The following is a 14,154-nucleotide window of genomic DNA, read 5'->3' on the forward strand; positions in this document are numbered from 1 at the left end:
GAAACCGGGGCTTCGGCCCGAAGCGGGTGCGGCGCATCCGGGCGAATCTGTTGCGCGTGCTCTAGCGTCTGATTTCGTAAATTGCGCAACATCTTGCCGATCCTCCCTGCAAGCTGGGGATATGAGGCCGATTGGACCCATATTTTGTGTCGAAATTGCGTTTTTTACGTGACCCTGAGGCTCTCAAAGGGTAGGGTCAGCCCTGAATAGGCACCAAAAACACCCGTGAATACGGGTCAGCAGCACAGGCGGATTTAACCATGACCCTTACTCTCTCGATGCCCGGACAGGCAGATCTCAGACCTCGTATCACCGTCTTCGGTGTTGGTGGCGCAGGCGGGAATGCGGTCAACAACATGATCGAGAAAGAGCTCGACGGGGTCGAGTTCGTGGTCGCTAACACCGACGCGCAGGCGCTGCAGCAAGCCAAATCAGACAACCGGGTGCAGTTGGGCATCAAGGTCACCGAAGGCCTGGGTGCCGGTGCGCGTGCAACCGTCGGTGCTGCGGCGGCGGAAGAGAGCATCGAACAGATCGTCGATCATCTGGCTGGCGCGCATATGTGTTTCATCACCGCCGGTATGGGCGGGGGCACCGGCACCGGGGCCGCACCGATCATCGCGCAGGCTGCGCGCGAGCTGGGTGTGCTGACCGTTGGAGTGGTCACCAAGCCCTTCCAGTTCGAAGGGGCCAAGCGGATGCGTCAGGCCGAGGACGGCGTCGAGGCGCTGCAAAAGGTCGTGGATACGCTGATCATCATTCCCAACCAGAACCTCTTCCGTCTGGCGAACGAAAAAACCACCTTCACCGAAGCCTTCTCCATGGCGGACGATGTGCTTTATCAGGGGGTGAAGGGCGTGACGGACCTGATGGTCCGTCCGGGGCTGATCAACCTCGACTTTGCCGATGTCCGCGCTGTGATGGACGAGATGGGCAAGGCGATGATGGGTACGGGCGAATCCGACGGCGAAGATCGTGCCATTCAGGCGGCCGAGAAAGCCATCGCCAACCCGCTGCTCGACGAGATCAGCCTGCGTGGTGCCAAGGGCGTGTTGATCAATATCACCGGCGGTCATGACCTGACCCTGTTTGAACTGGACGAGGCTGCAAACCGGATCCGCGAAGAAGTGGACCCGGAAGCAAACATCATTGTCGGCTCGACGCTCGATACCGACATGGGTGGGCTGATGCGGGTCAGCGTTGTTGCCACCGGCATCGACGCCACGGATGTGAACACCGAAATGCCGGTGCCGCGCCGGTCGCTGTCTCAGCCCTTGAAACCGTCGGTTTCTGTAGAAGAAGACGCGGCCGAGCCAATCGAAGCGCCAGCCGTGGCGACCGTTGCAAACAGCATGCCAGAACCACGCGAAGCGATGGTTGCCGAAGCAGCCGAGGAACCCTCCCTCTTCGAGACGCTGGACGCGCAACAGGTGGCAGCCGAAGACATGGCCGAGGATATTTTTGCGGAAGAGATGCAGCCACAGGCGGACGATGATCTGCCGCCGCCCGCGTACCGCCCGGAAGTCGCCGCCTTTGAGCCTAACCGTGATGTCAAGAACGTGGACGCGGAAAGCTTCGTGGCGCCGCAGGCCCCGACACCGGGCACGCCGTCGCCGGAAGCAATGGCGCGCCTGCGGGCCGCTGCACAAAAAGCGGCCCCGCAGGATCCGCGCAGACAGCCCGCAACCGCCGATGATGCATCCGCGGCGGAGCGTCCGCGTTTCGGTATCAACTCACTGATCAACCGGATGACGGGGCATGGCGAAGGTGGCGCACAATCCGCACCACGTCAGCAGCCGCCCGTACAGCAGCGCGCCGCAGAACCGGCGCCAATGCCGCAGGAACAGGCCGACCCGGATCAGGAACGCATTGAAATCCCCGCGTTTCTGCGCCGTCAAGCCAACTGAAGAGATCACGAAATAGCACGAAAGGGCTGCGAATTCGCGGCCCTTTTTCTTTTAATGTCAGGGGCTTGAATGGGCACAAGCGCCTTTGTGCTCAAATGTAACAGATGTGTTTCAGTCCGTTGCAAAGATTGAGTTGAGGCTTCCCGGCTCAGCCCCTAGTTACATCGCAACCGGGCCAAAGGTCCGAGAATTTTGTGGGGCTATTGTGCAGACAACGATCAAATCACCGATCAGCTTTCCCGGCTGTGGTCTTCATACGGGCCGCACGGCGACGGTTACGATTCGTCCCGCCACTGCCGAGCATGGTATTTGGTTCTCGCGCACTGACGTGGCCGTGGGGGATCGCCTGATCCCTGCGCGCTGGGATGTGGTTCTGCGCTCTCCGCTGTGCACCAAGATCGAAAATGCTGCTGGCCTTCAGGTGTCCACTGTCGAACACATCATGGCGGCGCTTGCCGGATGTGGCGTGCACAACGCGCTGGTGGAGATCGACGGACCGGAAGTGCCCATTCTGGACGGATCAGCCGTGCCTTTCGTGCGCGGCATCATGCAACGGGGCCTGCGCAAGCTGGCGGCTCCGGTGCGTGCTTTCGAGGTTCTGAAAACCGTTTCCGTGTCAGATGGCATGGCGTCGGCCACCCTGGCGCCCGCCGATACGCTGCGCATCGACTTCGAAATCGATTTCGCCGATTCCGCGATTGGTCACCAGCAGAAATCGCTGGTCATGAACAATGGCAGCTTTGCCCGCGAGCTTTGCGACAGCCGCACCTTCTGCCGTCAGGCGGACGTGGACGCAATGCGCGCGAACGGTCTGGCCCTGGGTGGCGAGCCCGGCGAAAACGCGGTGGTTTTTGACGGCGACCGCGTGCTGAGCCCCGGCGGCCTGCGCCATAGCGACGAGCCTGTGCGGCACAAGATGCTGGATGCGCTCGGTGATCTGGCGCTGGCGGGGGCACCGCTGATCGGCCATTACACAGGGGTGCGTGCCGGGCACTCGATGACCAACACGTTGCTGCGCAATCTCTTTGCGACGCCCGGTGCCGTGCGCATGGTCGTCTGCGACGAGAGTATGGCGGCCCGTCTGCCGGGGTACGGCCTGATCTGGGATGAAATTCCCGCCGTCGCATAAGCCGATGCTGCGGCCACTTGCGTCTTGCGGCAAAATCACCTTTACGTGCTTTATGACAACTGCCTTCACAAAGGGTGCAATGAGCGTTTTGCACGGGAAATTTCTGTGCTACGACCTCACAGGGGCCGCGTGGATCAAGGCGGGTAGTGGTGCAGAATAAAGGTGGCAAAGCATGAGTAGGCTTGGGTCGCACAAGCGGATTATAGCCGCGGTGCTGGTGACGGCGACGCTTGTTGCATGCGGTGACAGAGATACCGGACGTCGTACCGGCAGCTTTTTCAATCCCGAAGAGATCCCGCTGGAGACCTATTCGGCTGAGCAGATTTTCGAACGCGGCGAGTTCGAGCTGACCCGCAGCCGCCCCGAGGATGCCGCCTTCTATTTTTCGGAAATTGAGCGCCTCTATCCCTATTCCGACTGGGCGCGCCGGGCCCTGATCATGCAGGCGTTTTCCTATCACCGCGATCAGGATTACCCCAACAGCCGTTCCGCCGCCCAGCGGTTCATCGACTTTTACCCCGATGATGACGACGCGGCCTATGCGCAGTATCTGCTGGCGCTCAGTTACTACGACCAGATTGACGAAGTCGGTCGGGATCAGGGGTTGACGTTCCAGGCACTGCAATCTCTGCGCGACGTGATCGAACGTTACCCGGACAGTGAATATGCACGTGCGGCCATTCTCAAATTCGACCTCGCATTCGATCACCTCGCGGGCAAGGAAATGGAGATTGGCCGGTATTACCTGCGCCGCGACCATTATACGGCAGCCATTAACCGCTTTCGCGTCGTGGTCGAGGATTTCCAGACCACAACCCATACGCCGGAAGCATTGCACCGGCTGGTCGAAGCGTATCTGTCGCTGGGGCTGACCAACGAGGCGCAAACCGCCGGCGCCATTCTGGGCTACAACTACCAGTCAACGGACTGGTATGAAGACAGCTACGCCTTGTTGACGGGGCAGGGGTTGACGCTGGAGGCGGCGGGCGACAGCTGGCTGCGGCAGGTCTATCGCCAGACGATCAAGGGCGAATGGCTCTGATCCGGCACATTTGACGGGTAGGGCCAATGCTGCGCGGGCTTGATATCTCGGACATGCTGATCATCGACCGGCTGGAATTGAGCTTTCAGCCGGGTCTGAACGTTCTGACTGGAGAAACCGGGGCAGGTAAGTCCATCTTGCTGGATTCGCTGGGGTTTGTGCTTGGCTGGCGCGGGCGGGCCGATCTGGTGCGCCAGGGGGCCAAGCAGGGCGAGGTGTCGGCATGGTTTGATCTTGCCGCCGATCATCCGGCTCATGCGGTACTGCGAGAGGCGGGCCTGCCTCAGGGTGATGAGCTGATCCTGCGCCGCATAAACACCGCTGACGGGCGCAAGACGGCATGGGTAAACGACCGGCGCTGTTCCGGCGAGGTGTTACGGCAGCTCTCGGATACACTGGTGGAACTACACGGGCAACATGACGACCGGGGCCTGCTGAACCCACGGGGTCACCGGATCATTCTGGACGAATTCGCAGGGCTTGACGGGCCCAGATCGAAGTGCAGGGCGGCCTGGGCCGCAAAGGGCAAGGCTGCAAAGGCTCTGGCCGCCGCAGAGGCCGCGATGGCGGCCATCCGCGACGAAGAGGAGTTCCTGCGGCACGCGGTTGCCGAACTTGATGCGCTTGCGCCCGATCCGGGGGAAGAGGCAACACTGGATGCGCGCCGCCGCATGATGCAGGGCGCGGAAAAAATTCGCAGCGATGTGGTTCGGGCACATGAAATCCTTGGGCAACAGGGTGCCGAAGCCGCACTGGGCGACGCGCTCAGATGGCTGGATGGTGCGGCAGAGAAGGCCGAAGGCGCCCTTGAAGCGCCCATGGCATCGCTGTCCCGCGCGATGGTCGAACTGGACGAGGCGATGGACGGTATCGTCGGTGCCATCGAAGGGCTGTCTTTCAACCCGGCGGAACTGGAGGATACGGAAGAAAGACTGTTTGCCATCCGCGCTCTGGCCCGCAAACACGAAGTGCTGGCAGATGACCTGTCTGGCTTTGCCGACACCTTGCGTGACAAACTCGCAACGCTGGAAGCAGGCGACGCCGACCTGTCGCGCCTGCGCCGGGAGATGGGGGCAGCGGAGACAGCCTATGGCGCGGCCGCCGACGCGTTGACGAGGGCCCGGTGCAAAGCGGCCACGGCCCTCGACAAGGCGGTCACGGGTGAATTGGCGCCTCTCAAGATGGAACGCGCTGTTTTCAAGACGCAGATCACCCCAGAGACACCGGGACCAGACGGGGTTGACGCGGTTGCATTCACCGTCGCCACCAACCCGGGCGCGCCCTCCGGTCCGCTGAACCGCATTGCATCCGGGGGTGAGCTCAGCCGGTTTCTGCTGGCGCTCAAGGTGTGTCTGACACGCGGACAATCGGGGTTGACCATGATCTTCGACGAGATCGACAGGGGCGTGGGTGGCGCAACCGCCGACGCGGTGGGGCGCAGGCTAGCCGCGCTCGCGGCGGGCGGTCAGGTGCTCGTGGTCACCCATTCACCGCAGGTCGCCGCACTTGGTGCGCATCACTGGCGGGTGGAAAAACACGTGCGCGCAGGGATGACAACCTCCACCGTTACGGCGTTGCCAGACCCCGACCGGGTGGACGAAATCGCCCGGATGCTGTCGGGCGATACGATCACCGAAGAAGCACGGGGAGCGGCCCGTGCGCTGTTGGCGGGATAAATCCGCCAAAAGGCTTCCCCCTATGGTCCGCTTGGCCTAGACAGGGATCAGCCAGAGTACGAATTGATGTCCAAGCGATCCCATTTATCCCAGCAACTCGACTATGCGCTGAACACTTGTCGGGATGGATTGCGAGTGTTGCGCCACCGCGGCCCCAACCAGATTCAGTTCTGGTTCATCGCTCTGGCCATCGGGATCGCGGCGGGGTTTGCCGCGCTGTTTTTTCGCAAGGGTGTCAATGCCCTGCAAACCTATTTCTACGGAACAGAAGACGTCCGCCTGCTGCACAGCTTTGCGGAATCGCTACCGTGGTACATGATCCTGATTATTCCGATCCTCGGTGGGCTGGCGGTGGGGATCATCCTGAATACCTTTACCCGTGATGGCAGGGCGCGCTCTGTGGCCGATGTGATCCACGGCGCTGCGATGCATGATGGCCGGGTGGAAACGCGCGCTGGACTGGCCTCCGCACTGGCCTCGATGATCACGTTGAGCACCGGCGGATCGACCGGCCGGGAGGGCCCCGTTGTGCACTTGGCCGCAGTGATCTCAACCTGGGTGAACCGTCGTATTCTGGCGGATGGTGTAACCGGGCGCGATCTGTTGGGATGTGCCGTGGCCGCCGCTGTCTCGGCCAGCTTCAACGCGCCCATTGCCGGGGCGCTTTTCGCGTTGGAGGTGGTGCTGCGGCACTTCGCCGTGCACGCTTTTGCCCCTATCGTCATTGCCAGCGCGGCGGGCACCGTGATCAACCGGCTGGAGTTTGGCGATGTGACCGAATTCACCCTCGCAACCACGGGGGCCGTGCAATTCTACCAGGAGATGCCTGCCTATCTGCTCTTGGGCCTGATGTCCGGCCTGGTTGCGGTCGCCCTGATGAAAGCGGTGTTCTGGGCAGATGATTTCGGCACCTTCGTTCAACATAAAACCCGCCTGCCGCGATGGCTGCGCCCGGCGGTCGCGGGGGCCATGCTCGGCGGTCTGGCGATTTACTATCCCCATATCATCGGCGTTGGTTATGAAACCACATCGCTGGCCCTGACCGGGCAACTGGGCCTTTGGAATGCCATCGTCTTTGCGGTTCTGAAGACAGCAGCGGTGGCCATCACCATGGCCGGTCGCATGGGCGGCGGCATCTTCTCTCCATCCCTGATGGTGGGCGCGCTGACGGGGTTAAGCTTCGGGTTGATTGCGACAGGCGTTTTCCCGGATGTCTCCAGCTCGCTCACGCTCTATGCGCTGACGGGCATGGGGGCGGTTGCGGCAGCTGTTCTGGGTGCACCGATTTCAACCACGTTGATCGTGTTCGAGCTGACCGGCGACTGGCAGACCGGGTTGGCGGTGATGGTGGCGGTGTCGATGTCAACGGCCCTCGCGTCGCGGCTGGTGGACCGCAGCTTCTTCCTGACCCAGCTTGAGCGCCGGGATATTCACCTTGCAGCCGGACCACAGGCCTATCTGCTGGCAATGCTGAGGGTCAACGGGGTGATGCGCACGCCCGCCGATCAGGGTGCCGCAGATGAAGACCGCTGCTGGGAAATGATCGGTGAGGGTGTCTATATCGACGCAAACGCGACCCTGGAGGCGGCAATGCCGATCTTTGAGACCGGTGTCAACTTCATCCCCGTCGTGACGCTGAGCGCGGATGCCGCGCCGCCTGAGCTGCTGGGCGCGCTGTTCCATGTCGACGCCCTGAAGGTCTACAACCGCGCACTGGCAGCAACCGCCGCCGAAGAGCATTCCTGACCGGCGCTCAGATCTGTTCGACGGTCACGTCACCGTTGGTGTAAAAGGCCAGATGATCCTTGATCCGGGCCACGCCGTCTTTCGGTGTCTCGTAAGACCATGCAACATCAGCCAGCGTCGTGCTTTTGGTCACAACGGAAAAATAGGTCGCATCCCCTTTGTAAGGGCAATGGGTCGACTTGTGGGTCTGGTCGAGAAACGCCATGGCGATATCGCCGCGCGGAAAATAGATGACTGGCGGGTAATCCCCTTCGACCAGTTCCAGAGCATCTGCGCTTTCGCCCAAGACGGCGCCACCCGCGCGTACGCTCCATGTGCCGTCCGCCTTCCGGATGGTGATGTGGTCTGCCATGTTGAACGTCTCCCCTTCGTCTCACAGATGCTATTGCGCGAGCTTCGTAACAAAACCATGACGCAATATCAGGTGTCAGATCGGCGCAGTCGCAGCATCCAACCACGTTTTCGCACCGGGCGATAGGCGGGGCGCAATCTTTTCTGCAACTTCAGCGTGATAGGCATTAAGCCAGTCGCGTTCCACCGCCGTCAGCATCCCGGTGACGATAAGGCGCCTGTCGATGGGCGCGAAGGTCAGGGTGCGCCAGTGCAACATCTTGCGATGAGCATCACCGCCGGGCAGGGCCGGGGCCTCCTGCACGACAATAAGGTTTTCAAGGCGGATGCCAAACGCGCCTTCCCGGTAGTACCCCGGCTCGTTGGACAGGATCATCCCCGCTTCCAACGGCACATGGCTGATCCTGCTCAGCCTTTGCGGCCCTTCGTGCACACTGAGATAAGCCCCGACGCCGTGGCCCAGACCATGGTCGAAATCCTGCCCCGCAAGCCATAGCGGCATCCGCCCGATCGCCTCGATGTCGCGCCCGGCCAGACCTTCGGGCCAGCGCAGACGGCTCATCGCGATCATTCCCTGCAGCACACGGGTAAAAGCTTCTGCAGCCTCCCGGGGCGGCAACCCGATGGCGATCGTCCGGGTGATATCGGTCGTGCCGTCAAGATACTGACCACCGCTGTCCAGCACGATCAACTGACCCTCTTCCAACAGGCTGTCGGTCTCTTCAGTCACCCGGTAGTGCATGATCGCGCCGTTGGGTCCGGTGCCTGCAATGGTTTCAAAACTGATGTCCTGAAGCGCGTTGTCGTTGCGTCGAAACCCCTCGAGCTTGCCGACGACCTGCGTCTCGCGCAACGCGCCTGCGGGCTGTGCATCGAGCCAGGCCAGCATTTCGACGATCGCCGCCCCGTCGCGCAGATGCGCGGCGGCTGCGCCTTCGATCTCGGCACTGTTTTTGCGCGCCTTGGGCAGGGCGCAGGGATCACCGGCATAGGCGGCACGGTCCCCCAGCAGCCGCGACAGCACAACCGGAACGGTGCCCTTGTCGACACGGACTGACCCTTTCAACCCGTCCAGAAACGGCACCAGCGCCTGCGGATCATGCTGTGTCACCTCCGCGCCAAGATGGTCGGCAACCTCATGCAGTTTCCCGGCCGCCATGAACAGATCAACCGCGCCGGTGTCATGCAAAACAGCAAAGCCCTGGGCAATGGGGTTGCGCGGGATATCCGCGCCGCGAATGTTCAGCAGCCAGCACAGCGAATCCGGTAGGGTGATCAGCGCCGCGTTCTGGCCGTCATCGCAGAGCTCCCGCGCCATCCGCTGGCGCTTGTCAGCATGGCTTTCGCCCGCAAACTCCAAAGGGTGCACCTTGGCGGGCTGCACCGGCGGCGCCGGCTGATCCTGCCAGATCTGATCGACCGGATTATCACAGGCGCGCAAATCGACGCCGGTGCCTTTGAGGGTCTTCTCCAGCGTCTCGATCTGCCCCGCGCTGTGCAGCCACGGGTCGAAGCCGACAACGCCGCCCTGCGGCAATTGCTCCGTCAGCCAGTCGCCTAATGAAACATCGGGCCAGGGCACGGGTGTGAACTCTTCGGCGACCTGCGCCTTGACCTGTGTGCGATAACGTCCGTCGATGAAAACCCCTGCAATGTCGTGAAGTACCGCGCAGAATCCCGCAGAGCCTGTGAACCCCGTCAGCCAGGCTAGACGCTCGTCATGTGCCGCAACATATTCCCCCTGGTGGGCATCGGCACGGGGGACCAGAAAGCCATCCAGACCCCCGGCCTTCATCGCGTCGCGCAGCGCGGCAAGCCTTGGCGGTCCCTGTTCCGGCCGAGCCGTCACCTCGAAGGTCTGAAACATCCTGCGTCCTCGTTTCTCTGGTTGATAAATATCCCCGCCGGAGGCACGGGCCAGTTAACTGGCCCGTTTTATGCCCATGATGCGGGCGCGGGCGCGCGGGTCGCTGTCGAAAAGGGCTGCCAGCTGCTCTGTCATCGCGCCGGCCAGCTGATCCACATCCGTGATCGTCACCGCGCGGTCGTAGTACCGCGTCACATCATGCCCGATCCCGATGGCCAGCAGTTCGACGGCGCGGCGTTTTTCCACCATCTCGATTACGTCACGCAGGTGTTTTTCGAGGTAATTGGCAGGGTTGACCGACAGGGTGCTGTCATCCACCGGCGCCCCGTCCGAGATCACCATCAGGATCTTGCGGACCTCGTGCCGCATCAGCATCCGGCGGTGTGCCCATTCCAGCGCCTCGCCATCGATGTTTTCCTTCAGCAAGCCTTCTTTCATCATCAAACCGAGGTTTGGCCGCGTGCGCCGCCAAGGTGCATCCGCGGATTTATAGATGATGTGCCGCAGGTCGTTCAGACGCCCCGGCTGCTGTGGCCGCCCGTCGTTCAGCCAGGCTTCGCGTGCCTGACCGCCTTTCCAGGCGCGCGTGGTGAAGCCCAGAATTTCGACCTTCACATTGCAGCGCTCCAGCGTCCGCGCCAATACATCCGCGCAGATGGCCGCGATGGAGATCGGGCGCCCGCGCATCGACCCGGAGTTGTCGAGCAGCAGCGTCACGACCGTATCGCGGAAATCAGTGTCCTTCTCCACTTTGAACGACAGGGGCGTCGTCGGGTTGGCCACCACCCGCGCCAGACGTCCGGCATCCAGCATGCCCTCTTCCAGATCAAATTCCCAGGAGCGGTTCTGCTGTGCCTGCAACCGGCGTTGCAACTTGTTGGCCAATCGGCTCACGGCGCCTTTCAAAGGCTCCAACTGCTGATCGAGATAGGCCCGCAGCCGTTCCAACTCGACGGGCTCGGCAAGCTCTTCGGCTCCGATCTCTTCATCATGGTCATTCAGGTACACAAGGTAATTCGGGTCCGCATCCGATGCAGGGGGCGGGGCAGGCGGCTCCATCGGGGCCTCCCCCTCTGGCATGTCCGCCTCATCGCCCATTTCCTGATCGGCCATGTCATCCATGGAGACCTGCGCCTGCGCCGCGTCCTGTTGCTCCTCCTGGGATTGCTCGGGCGAGCCTTCGGACTCTTCGTCTTCCTGATCGTCTTGACCTGTGCTGTCGGGATCGGAATCCTCTTCGGCCCCTTCTTCGGCTTCGTCTTCCTGATCCTCGTCGATCTGGTCCGGGTCGTCGCCCAGCTGGTCACCATATCCAAGATCGCAGATCAGCTGCCGCGCGAACTTGGCAAAGGCCGCCTGATCGCTGAGCGTGTCATCGAGGTTTTCCAGCGTGCCGCCGCATTGGTCTTCGATAAAACCGCGCCACAGCTCCATCACGTTCTGCGCGCCCGACGGCAGATCGCGCCCGGTCGCCAGATGCCGGATCAGATAGCCCGCAGCCGTTGCCAGCGGGGCATCGGCGGCCTGCGTGATCTGATCGTACCCTTTGCGCATCGCCTCATGGGCGATCTTGGCGTCGATATTTCCCGCCGTTCCGGGCATGTCGCGGGCACCCATCGCCTCGCAGCGGGCGGTTTCCATAGCTTCATACAGGTCTTTGGCCATGTCCCCTTGTGGCTGATAGCGGGCATGGGTCTGGCCGTTGTGGTAGCGCCGGTTCAGCGCCAAAGCATCCGCGGTGCCCCGCGCCAGCATCACCTCGTCGCGTGTCATGCGGCGACTGACCTGCGGCAATCGCATGGAATCGCCCGACATACCTGCAGGATCCACAGAGTAGGAGACGGTCAGCTCCGGGTCATGCGCCATGACCTTTGTGGCCTCCGACAGCGCTTTTTTGAACGCATCGGCCGGATTGTCTGACTGTTTGCTCATAGCTTAGCCCTTCGTCCCCTGCGGCAAGGTCGCCCTGCCCGTGGCCAGATCGGCCAGCAGCGCAACATGTACATCCAATGCGTCGATCACTTTATAGCCGGGATCATGCCCGTCAAATGCCAGTCCCAGATCGGTCCCGGCGAGCACGATTGCATCGGCCCCCTGATCGGCGGTCATCCGGTGTCCGGCCTCGAAGAAAAAGGCGCGATCCGCATCCGTCGCAGCACCCCTGACAGCCATCTCCAGATAGGTTTTGCCGACGTCCTGCAGATTGCCCTCCGGCGCCACCGCGCGGGTGTGGGGCAATTGCCCGTAAAGCCGCGTGCGCATCACGACCTCTGTTCCCAGAAGCCCGACGGTTCCCAGACCCTGCGCCACGAAATACGCATCAAGCGGTGTCACTCCGCTGACCAGGGGCAGGGGGCTGATGGCTTCCGTTTCGGGATAGCAGAAATGCCCCCCCAGCGAGGTGATCGCGGCGCACTCGGCTCCTGCTGCTTTCAGCCGGCCAATAAGATCTGCGTAAATCTCCGCCTGTGCATTGCGATTATCCGCCAGATTATTGGCGATGAGTTCATCGGCGCTCGCCTGCACAATCGTCAGGTCCAGCTTCTTGCCGCGCTCCCGCATCAGGGCCGTCAGCCGCTGATAGTAAACCACCGTGGCTGCCGGGCCGATGCCTCCGATCAACCCGATGTGCATGGCTTATCCTAAACTCACGCTGGCGGCACTTTCCGGCAGCTCCTCGTCAAAGAGACGCTGATAGAATTCTGCCACGGTCTGGCGTTCCAGCTCGTCACATTTGTTGAGAAAGCTGAGGCGGAAAGCATAGCCGACATTGCGAAAAATCTCGGCGTTCTGCGCCCAGGCGATCACCGTGCGCGGCGACATCACCGTGCTGAGATCGCCGTTCATGAAAGCGGTGCGCGTCAGGTCGGCCACGGTGACCATCTGCTTGACGATCTTGCGGCCTTTTTCGGTGTTGTAATGCGGGTTTTTCGACAGGACGATCGCGGTCTCCGCGTCGATGCTGAGGTAATTCAGCGTGGCCACCAGCGACCACCGGTCCATCTGGCCCTGGTTGATCTGCTGGGTGCCGTGGTACAGGCCCGTGGTGTCGCCCAGACCCACCGTGTTGGCGGTGGAGAAGATGCGGAAGTAGGGGTGCGGCGTGATCACCTGGTTCTGATCCAGCAGCGTGAGCTTGCCGTCCACTTCCAGCACGCGCTGAATGACGAACATCACATCGGCCCGGCCCGCATCATACTCGTCAAAGACGATCGCGGTGGGGTTTCGCAATGCCCATGGCAGGATACCCTCCTGGAAATCGGTGACCTGTTTGCCATCTTTCAGCTTGATCGCATCCTTGCCGATCAGATCGATGCGGCTGATGTGGCTGTCAAGGTTCACGCGCACGGCAGGCCAGTTCAGTCGGCTGGCAACCTGTTCGATATGGGTGGATTTACCCGTGCCGTGATAGCCCTGGATCATCACGCGCCGGTTGTGTGCAAAGCCCGCCAGAATGGCCAGCGTCGTGTCCGGGTCAAACTTATACGTGGTGTCCAGATCAGGCACGCGGTCGCTGCGGTCCGCAAACCCTTTGACTACCATATCGCTATCAATGCCAAAGACGTCGCGAACGTGGATCTCTTCGGTGGGCTTCGTGTTGATGTCCAGTGCGCCGTCGGCCATGAGGTTTCACCCTTGTAGAAAGACTAAGAATTCGGGACGTGTGCGGCCCGGGTCATCTGGTGCAACATATATCGCGCATGTGCAAGGGGAAGGGGCGTGCCAGTTGGCCCAAATCGGTAGCGCCATCAATCCTTGAAGTTGCGGCTGCCCTTGATCTGATCCCAGGCCCAGACGACCTCCTGCAACTGCTCTTCCTGGCTGCGGTCGCCGCCGTTCATGTCAGGATGCAGCACCTTGATCAGCGCCTTGTAAGCCTTGCGCACCTCGGGCTTGGTCCAGGTGTCTTTGGCGTCCAGTATCTCGATCGCGCGGCGCTCGGTCGGTGGCAGGCGCCGTCCTGCCTGTGGCCCGCGCCCGGGGTTCTGCGTTGCGTTTGCACCAAGCACCTGATGCGGGTCTTCGATACCCAGCCGCGCCCAGGCCCGCGCCTCCGGATCACCCATCGGCTTGGTGTTGCGTTCCCACACCTTGTCTTTCGACATCTGCGCGTTCAGTTCCGCCTCGGTGGTGCCGTCAAAGAAATTCCACTTCAGATTATATTCCCGCACATGCGCCTGGCAGAACCAGAAAAAATCATCCAGCACGTCCGGTGCCTTGGGCGCACGATACTTGCCGGGTTCCTCGCAGCCATCGTGATCACAGACGCGGGTCGAGGTCTCCGACGCGCCGGACATACCACGCCGTCCACGCGGGTTTTTCTTCTTGGAAGAAGAGACAGACATATCGAATCCAAATGGATCTGGCTTTGGCATATTGGCACCTATACGAGTCGAGGCCGCTTAGTTTAGACTGCACACGGAAAGAGTGAAGGG

General features: G+C 61.7%; 11 protein-coding genes. 5 read left to right on the top strand and 6 right to left on the bottom strand.

Features of this window, described 5'->3' with window-relative positions; all coding sequences use genetic code 11:
• Positions 1–260 precede the first annotated feature (260 nt).
• The 5 genes from ftsZ to KX928_RS08615 all read left to right on the top strand — a co-directional run bounded on the left by ftsZ (position 261) and on the right by KX928_RS08615 (position 7,500).
• On the top strand, positions 261–1,907 hold the full coding sequence (gene ftsZ / locus KX928_RS08595) for a cell division protein FtsZ (protein WP_219501028.1): 1,647 nt from the start codon (positions 261–263) through the stop codon (positions 1,905–1,907).
• Positions 1,908–2,112: 205 nt separating this feature from the next.
• Positions 2,113–3,036 (top strand): UDP-3-O-acyl-N-acetylglucosamine deacetylase, encoded by a 924-nt coding sequence (lpxC, locus tag KX928_RS08600; RefSeq protein ID WP_219501029.1) that lies wholly within the window; start codon positions 2,113–2,115, stop codon positions 3,034–3,036.
• Between the two features lie 172 nt (positions 3,037–3,208).
• Positions 3,209–4,078 (top strand): outer membrane protein assembly factor BamD, encoded by an 870-nt coding sequence (locus KX928_RS08605; RefSeq protein WP_219501031.1) that lies wholly within the window; start codon positions 3,209–3,211, stop codon positions 4,076–4,078.
• 26 nt (positions 4,079–4,104) lie between these two features.
• Positions 4,105–5,754: a DNA repair protein RecN gene (recN, locus tag KX928_RS08610; protein WP_219501032.1), complete on the top strand. Its 1,650-nt coding sequence runs from the start codon at positions 4,105–4,107 to the stop codon at positions 5,752–5,754.
• Between the two features lie 66 nt (positions 5,755–5,820).
• The gene (locus KX928_RS08615) at positions 5,821–7,500 is read left to right on the top strand and encodes a chloride channel protein (RefSeq protein WP_219501034.1); all 1,680 of its coding nucleotides are present in this window, start codon (positions 5,821–5,823) and stop codon (positions 7,498–7,500) included.
• A gap of 7 nt (positions 7,501–7,507) precedes the next feature.
• On the opposite strand, the gene KX928_RS08620 is transcribed toward KX928_RS08615, so the two are convergent.
• The 6 genes from KX928_RS08620 to KX928_RS08645 all read right to left on the bottom strand — a co-directional run bounded on the left by KX928_RS08620 (position 7,508) and on the right by KX928_RS08645 (position 14,094).
• Positions 7,508–7,852, bottom strand: a complete 345-nt coding sequence (locus tag KX928_RS08620; protein ID WP_219501036.1) for a DUF427 domain-containing protein — start codon at positions 7,850–7,852, stop codon at positions 7,508–7,510.
• A 75-nt stretch (positions 7,853–7,927) separates the two neighbouring features.
• A complete protein-coding gene (locus KX928_RS08625) occupies positions 7,928–9,718 on the bottom strand; it encodes an aminopeptidase P family protein (RefSeq protein WP_219501038.1) in 1,791 nt (596 codons plus the stop codon).
• Positions 9,719–9,772: 54 nt separating this feature from the next.
• Positions 9,773–11,650, bottom strand: coding sequence for a cobaltochelatase subunit CobT (gene cobT / locus KX928_RS08630; protein ID WP_219501039.1), 1,878 nt, complete (start codon positions 11,648–11,650; stop codon positions 9,773–9,775).
• Between the two features lie 3 nt (positions 11,651–11,653).
• A complete protein-coding gene (locus KX928_RS08635) occupies positions 11,654–12,352 on the bottom strand; it encodes an aspartate/glutamate racemase family protein (protein WP_219501049.1) in 699 nt (232 codons plus the stop codon).
• 3 nt (positions 12,353–12,355) lie between these two features.
• Positions 12,356–13,342, bottom strand: coding sequence for a cobaltochelatase subunit CobS (gene cobS / locus KX928_RS08640; RefSeq protein ID WP_219501051.1), 987 nt, complete (start codon positions 13,340–13,342; stop codon positions 12,356–12,358).
• A 125-nt stretch (positions 13,343–13,467) separates the two neighbouring features.
• Positions 13,468–14,094, bottom strand: a complete 627-nt coding sequence (locus tag KX928_RS08645) for a J domain-containing protein (RefSeq protein ID WP_219501053.1) — start codon at positions 14,092–14,094, stop codon at positions 13,468–13,470.
• Positions 14,095–14,154: the final 60 nt, after the last annotated feature.

The organism is Roseobacter insulae, assembly GCF_019375555.1.
Taxonomy (GTDB): domain Bacteria; phylum Pseudomonadota; class Alphaproteobacteria; order Rhodobacterales; family Rhodobacteraceae; genus Roseobacter; species Roseobacter insulae.

Bases quoted from the DNA above. Each gene is read 5' to 3' on its own strand.
- KX928_RS08645 (WP_219501053.1), bottom strand. From the start codon at position 14,094: ATGCCAAAGCCAGATCCATTTGGATTCGATATGTCTGTCTCTTCTTCC.
- KX928_RS08615 (WP_219501034.1), top strand. From the start codon at position 5,821: ATGTCCAAGCGATCCCATTTATCCCAGCAACTCGACTATGCGCTGAAC.
- KX928_RS08605 (WP_219501031.1), top strand. From the start codon at position 3,209: ATGAGTAGGCTTGGGTCGCACAAGCGGATTATAGCCGCGGTGCTGGTG.
- cobT (WP_219501039.1), bottom strand. From the start codon at position 11,650: ATGAGCAAACAGTCAGACAATCCGGCCGATGCGTTCAAAAAAGCGCTG.
- cobS (WP_219501051.1), bottom strand. From the start codon at position 13,342: ATGGCCGACGGCGCACTGGACATCAACACGAAGCCCACCGAAGAGATC.
- KX928_RS08625 (WP_219501038.1), bottom strand. From the start codon at position 9,718: ATGTTTCAGACCTTCGAGGTGACGGCTCGGCCGGAACAGGGACCGCCA.
- ftsZ (WP_219501028.1), top strand. From the start codon at position 261: ATGACCCTTACTCTCTCGATGCCCGGACAGGCAGATCTCAGACCTCGT.
- KX928_RS08620 (WP_219501036.1), bottom strand. From the start codon at position 7,852: ATGGCAGACCACATCACCATCCGGAAGGCGGACGGCACATGGAGCGTA.
- recN (WP_219501032.1), top strand. From the start codon at position 4,105: ATGCTGCGCGGGCTTGATATCTCGGACATGCTGATCATCGACCGGCTG.
- KX928_RS08635 (WP_219501049.1), bottom strand. From the start codon at position 12,352: ATGCACATCGGGTTGATCGGAGGCATCGGCCCGGCAGCCACGGTGGTT.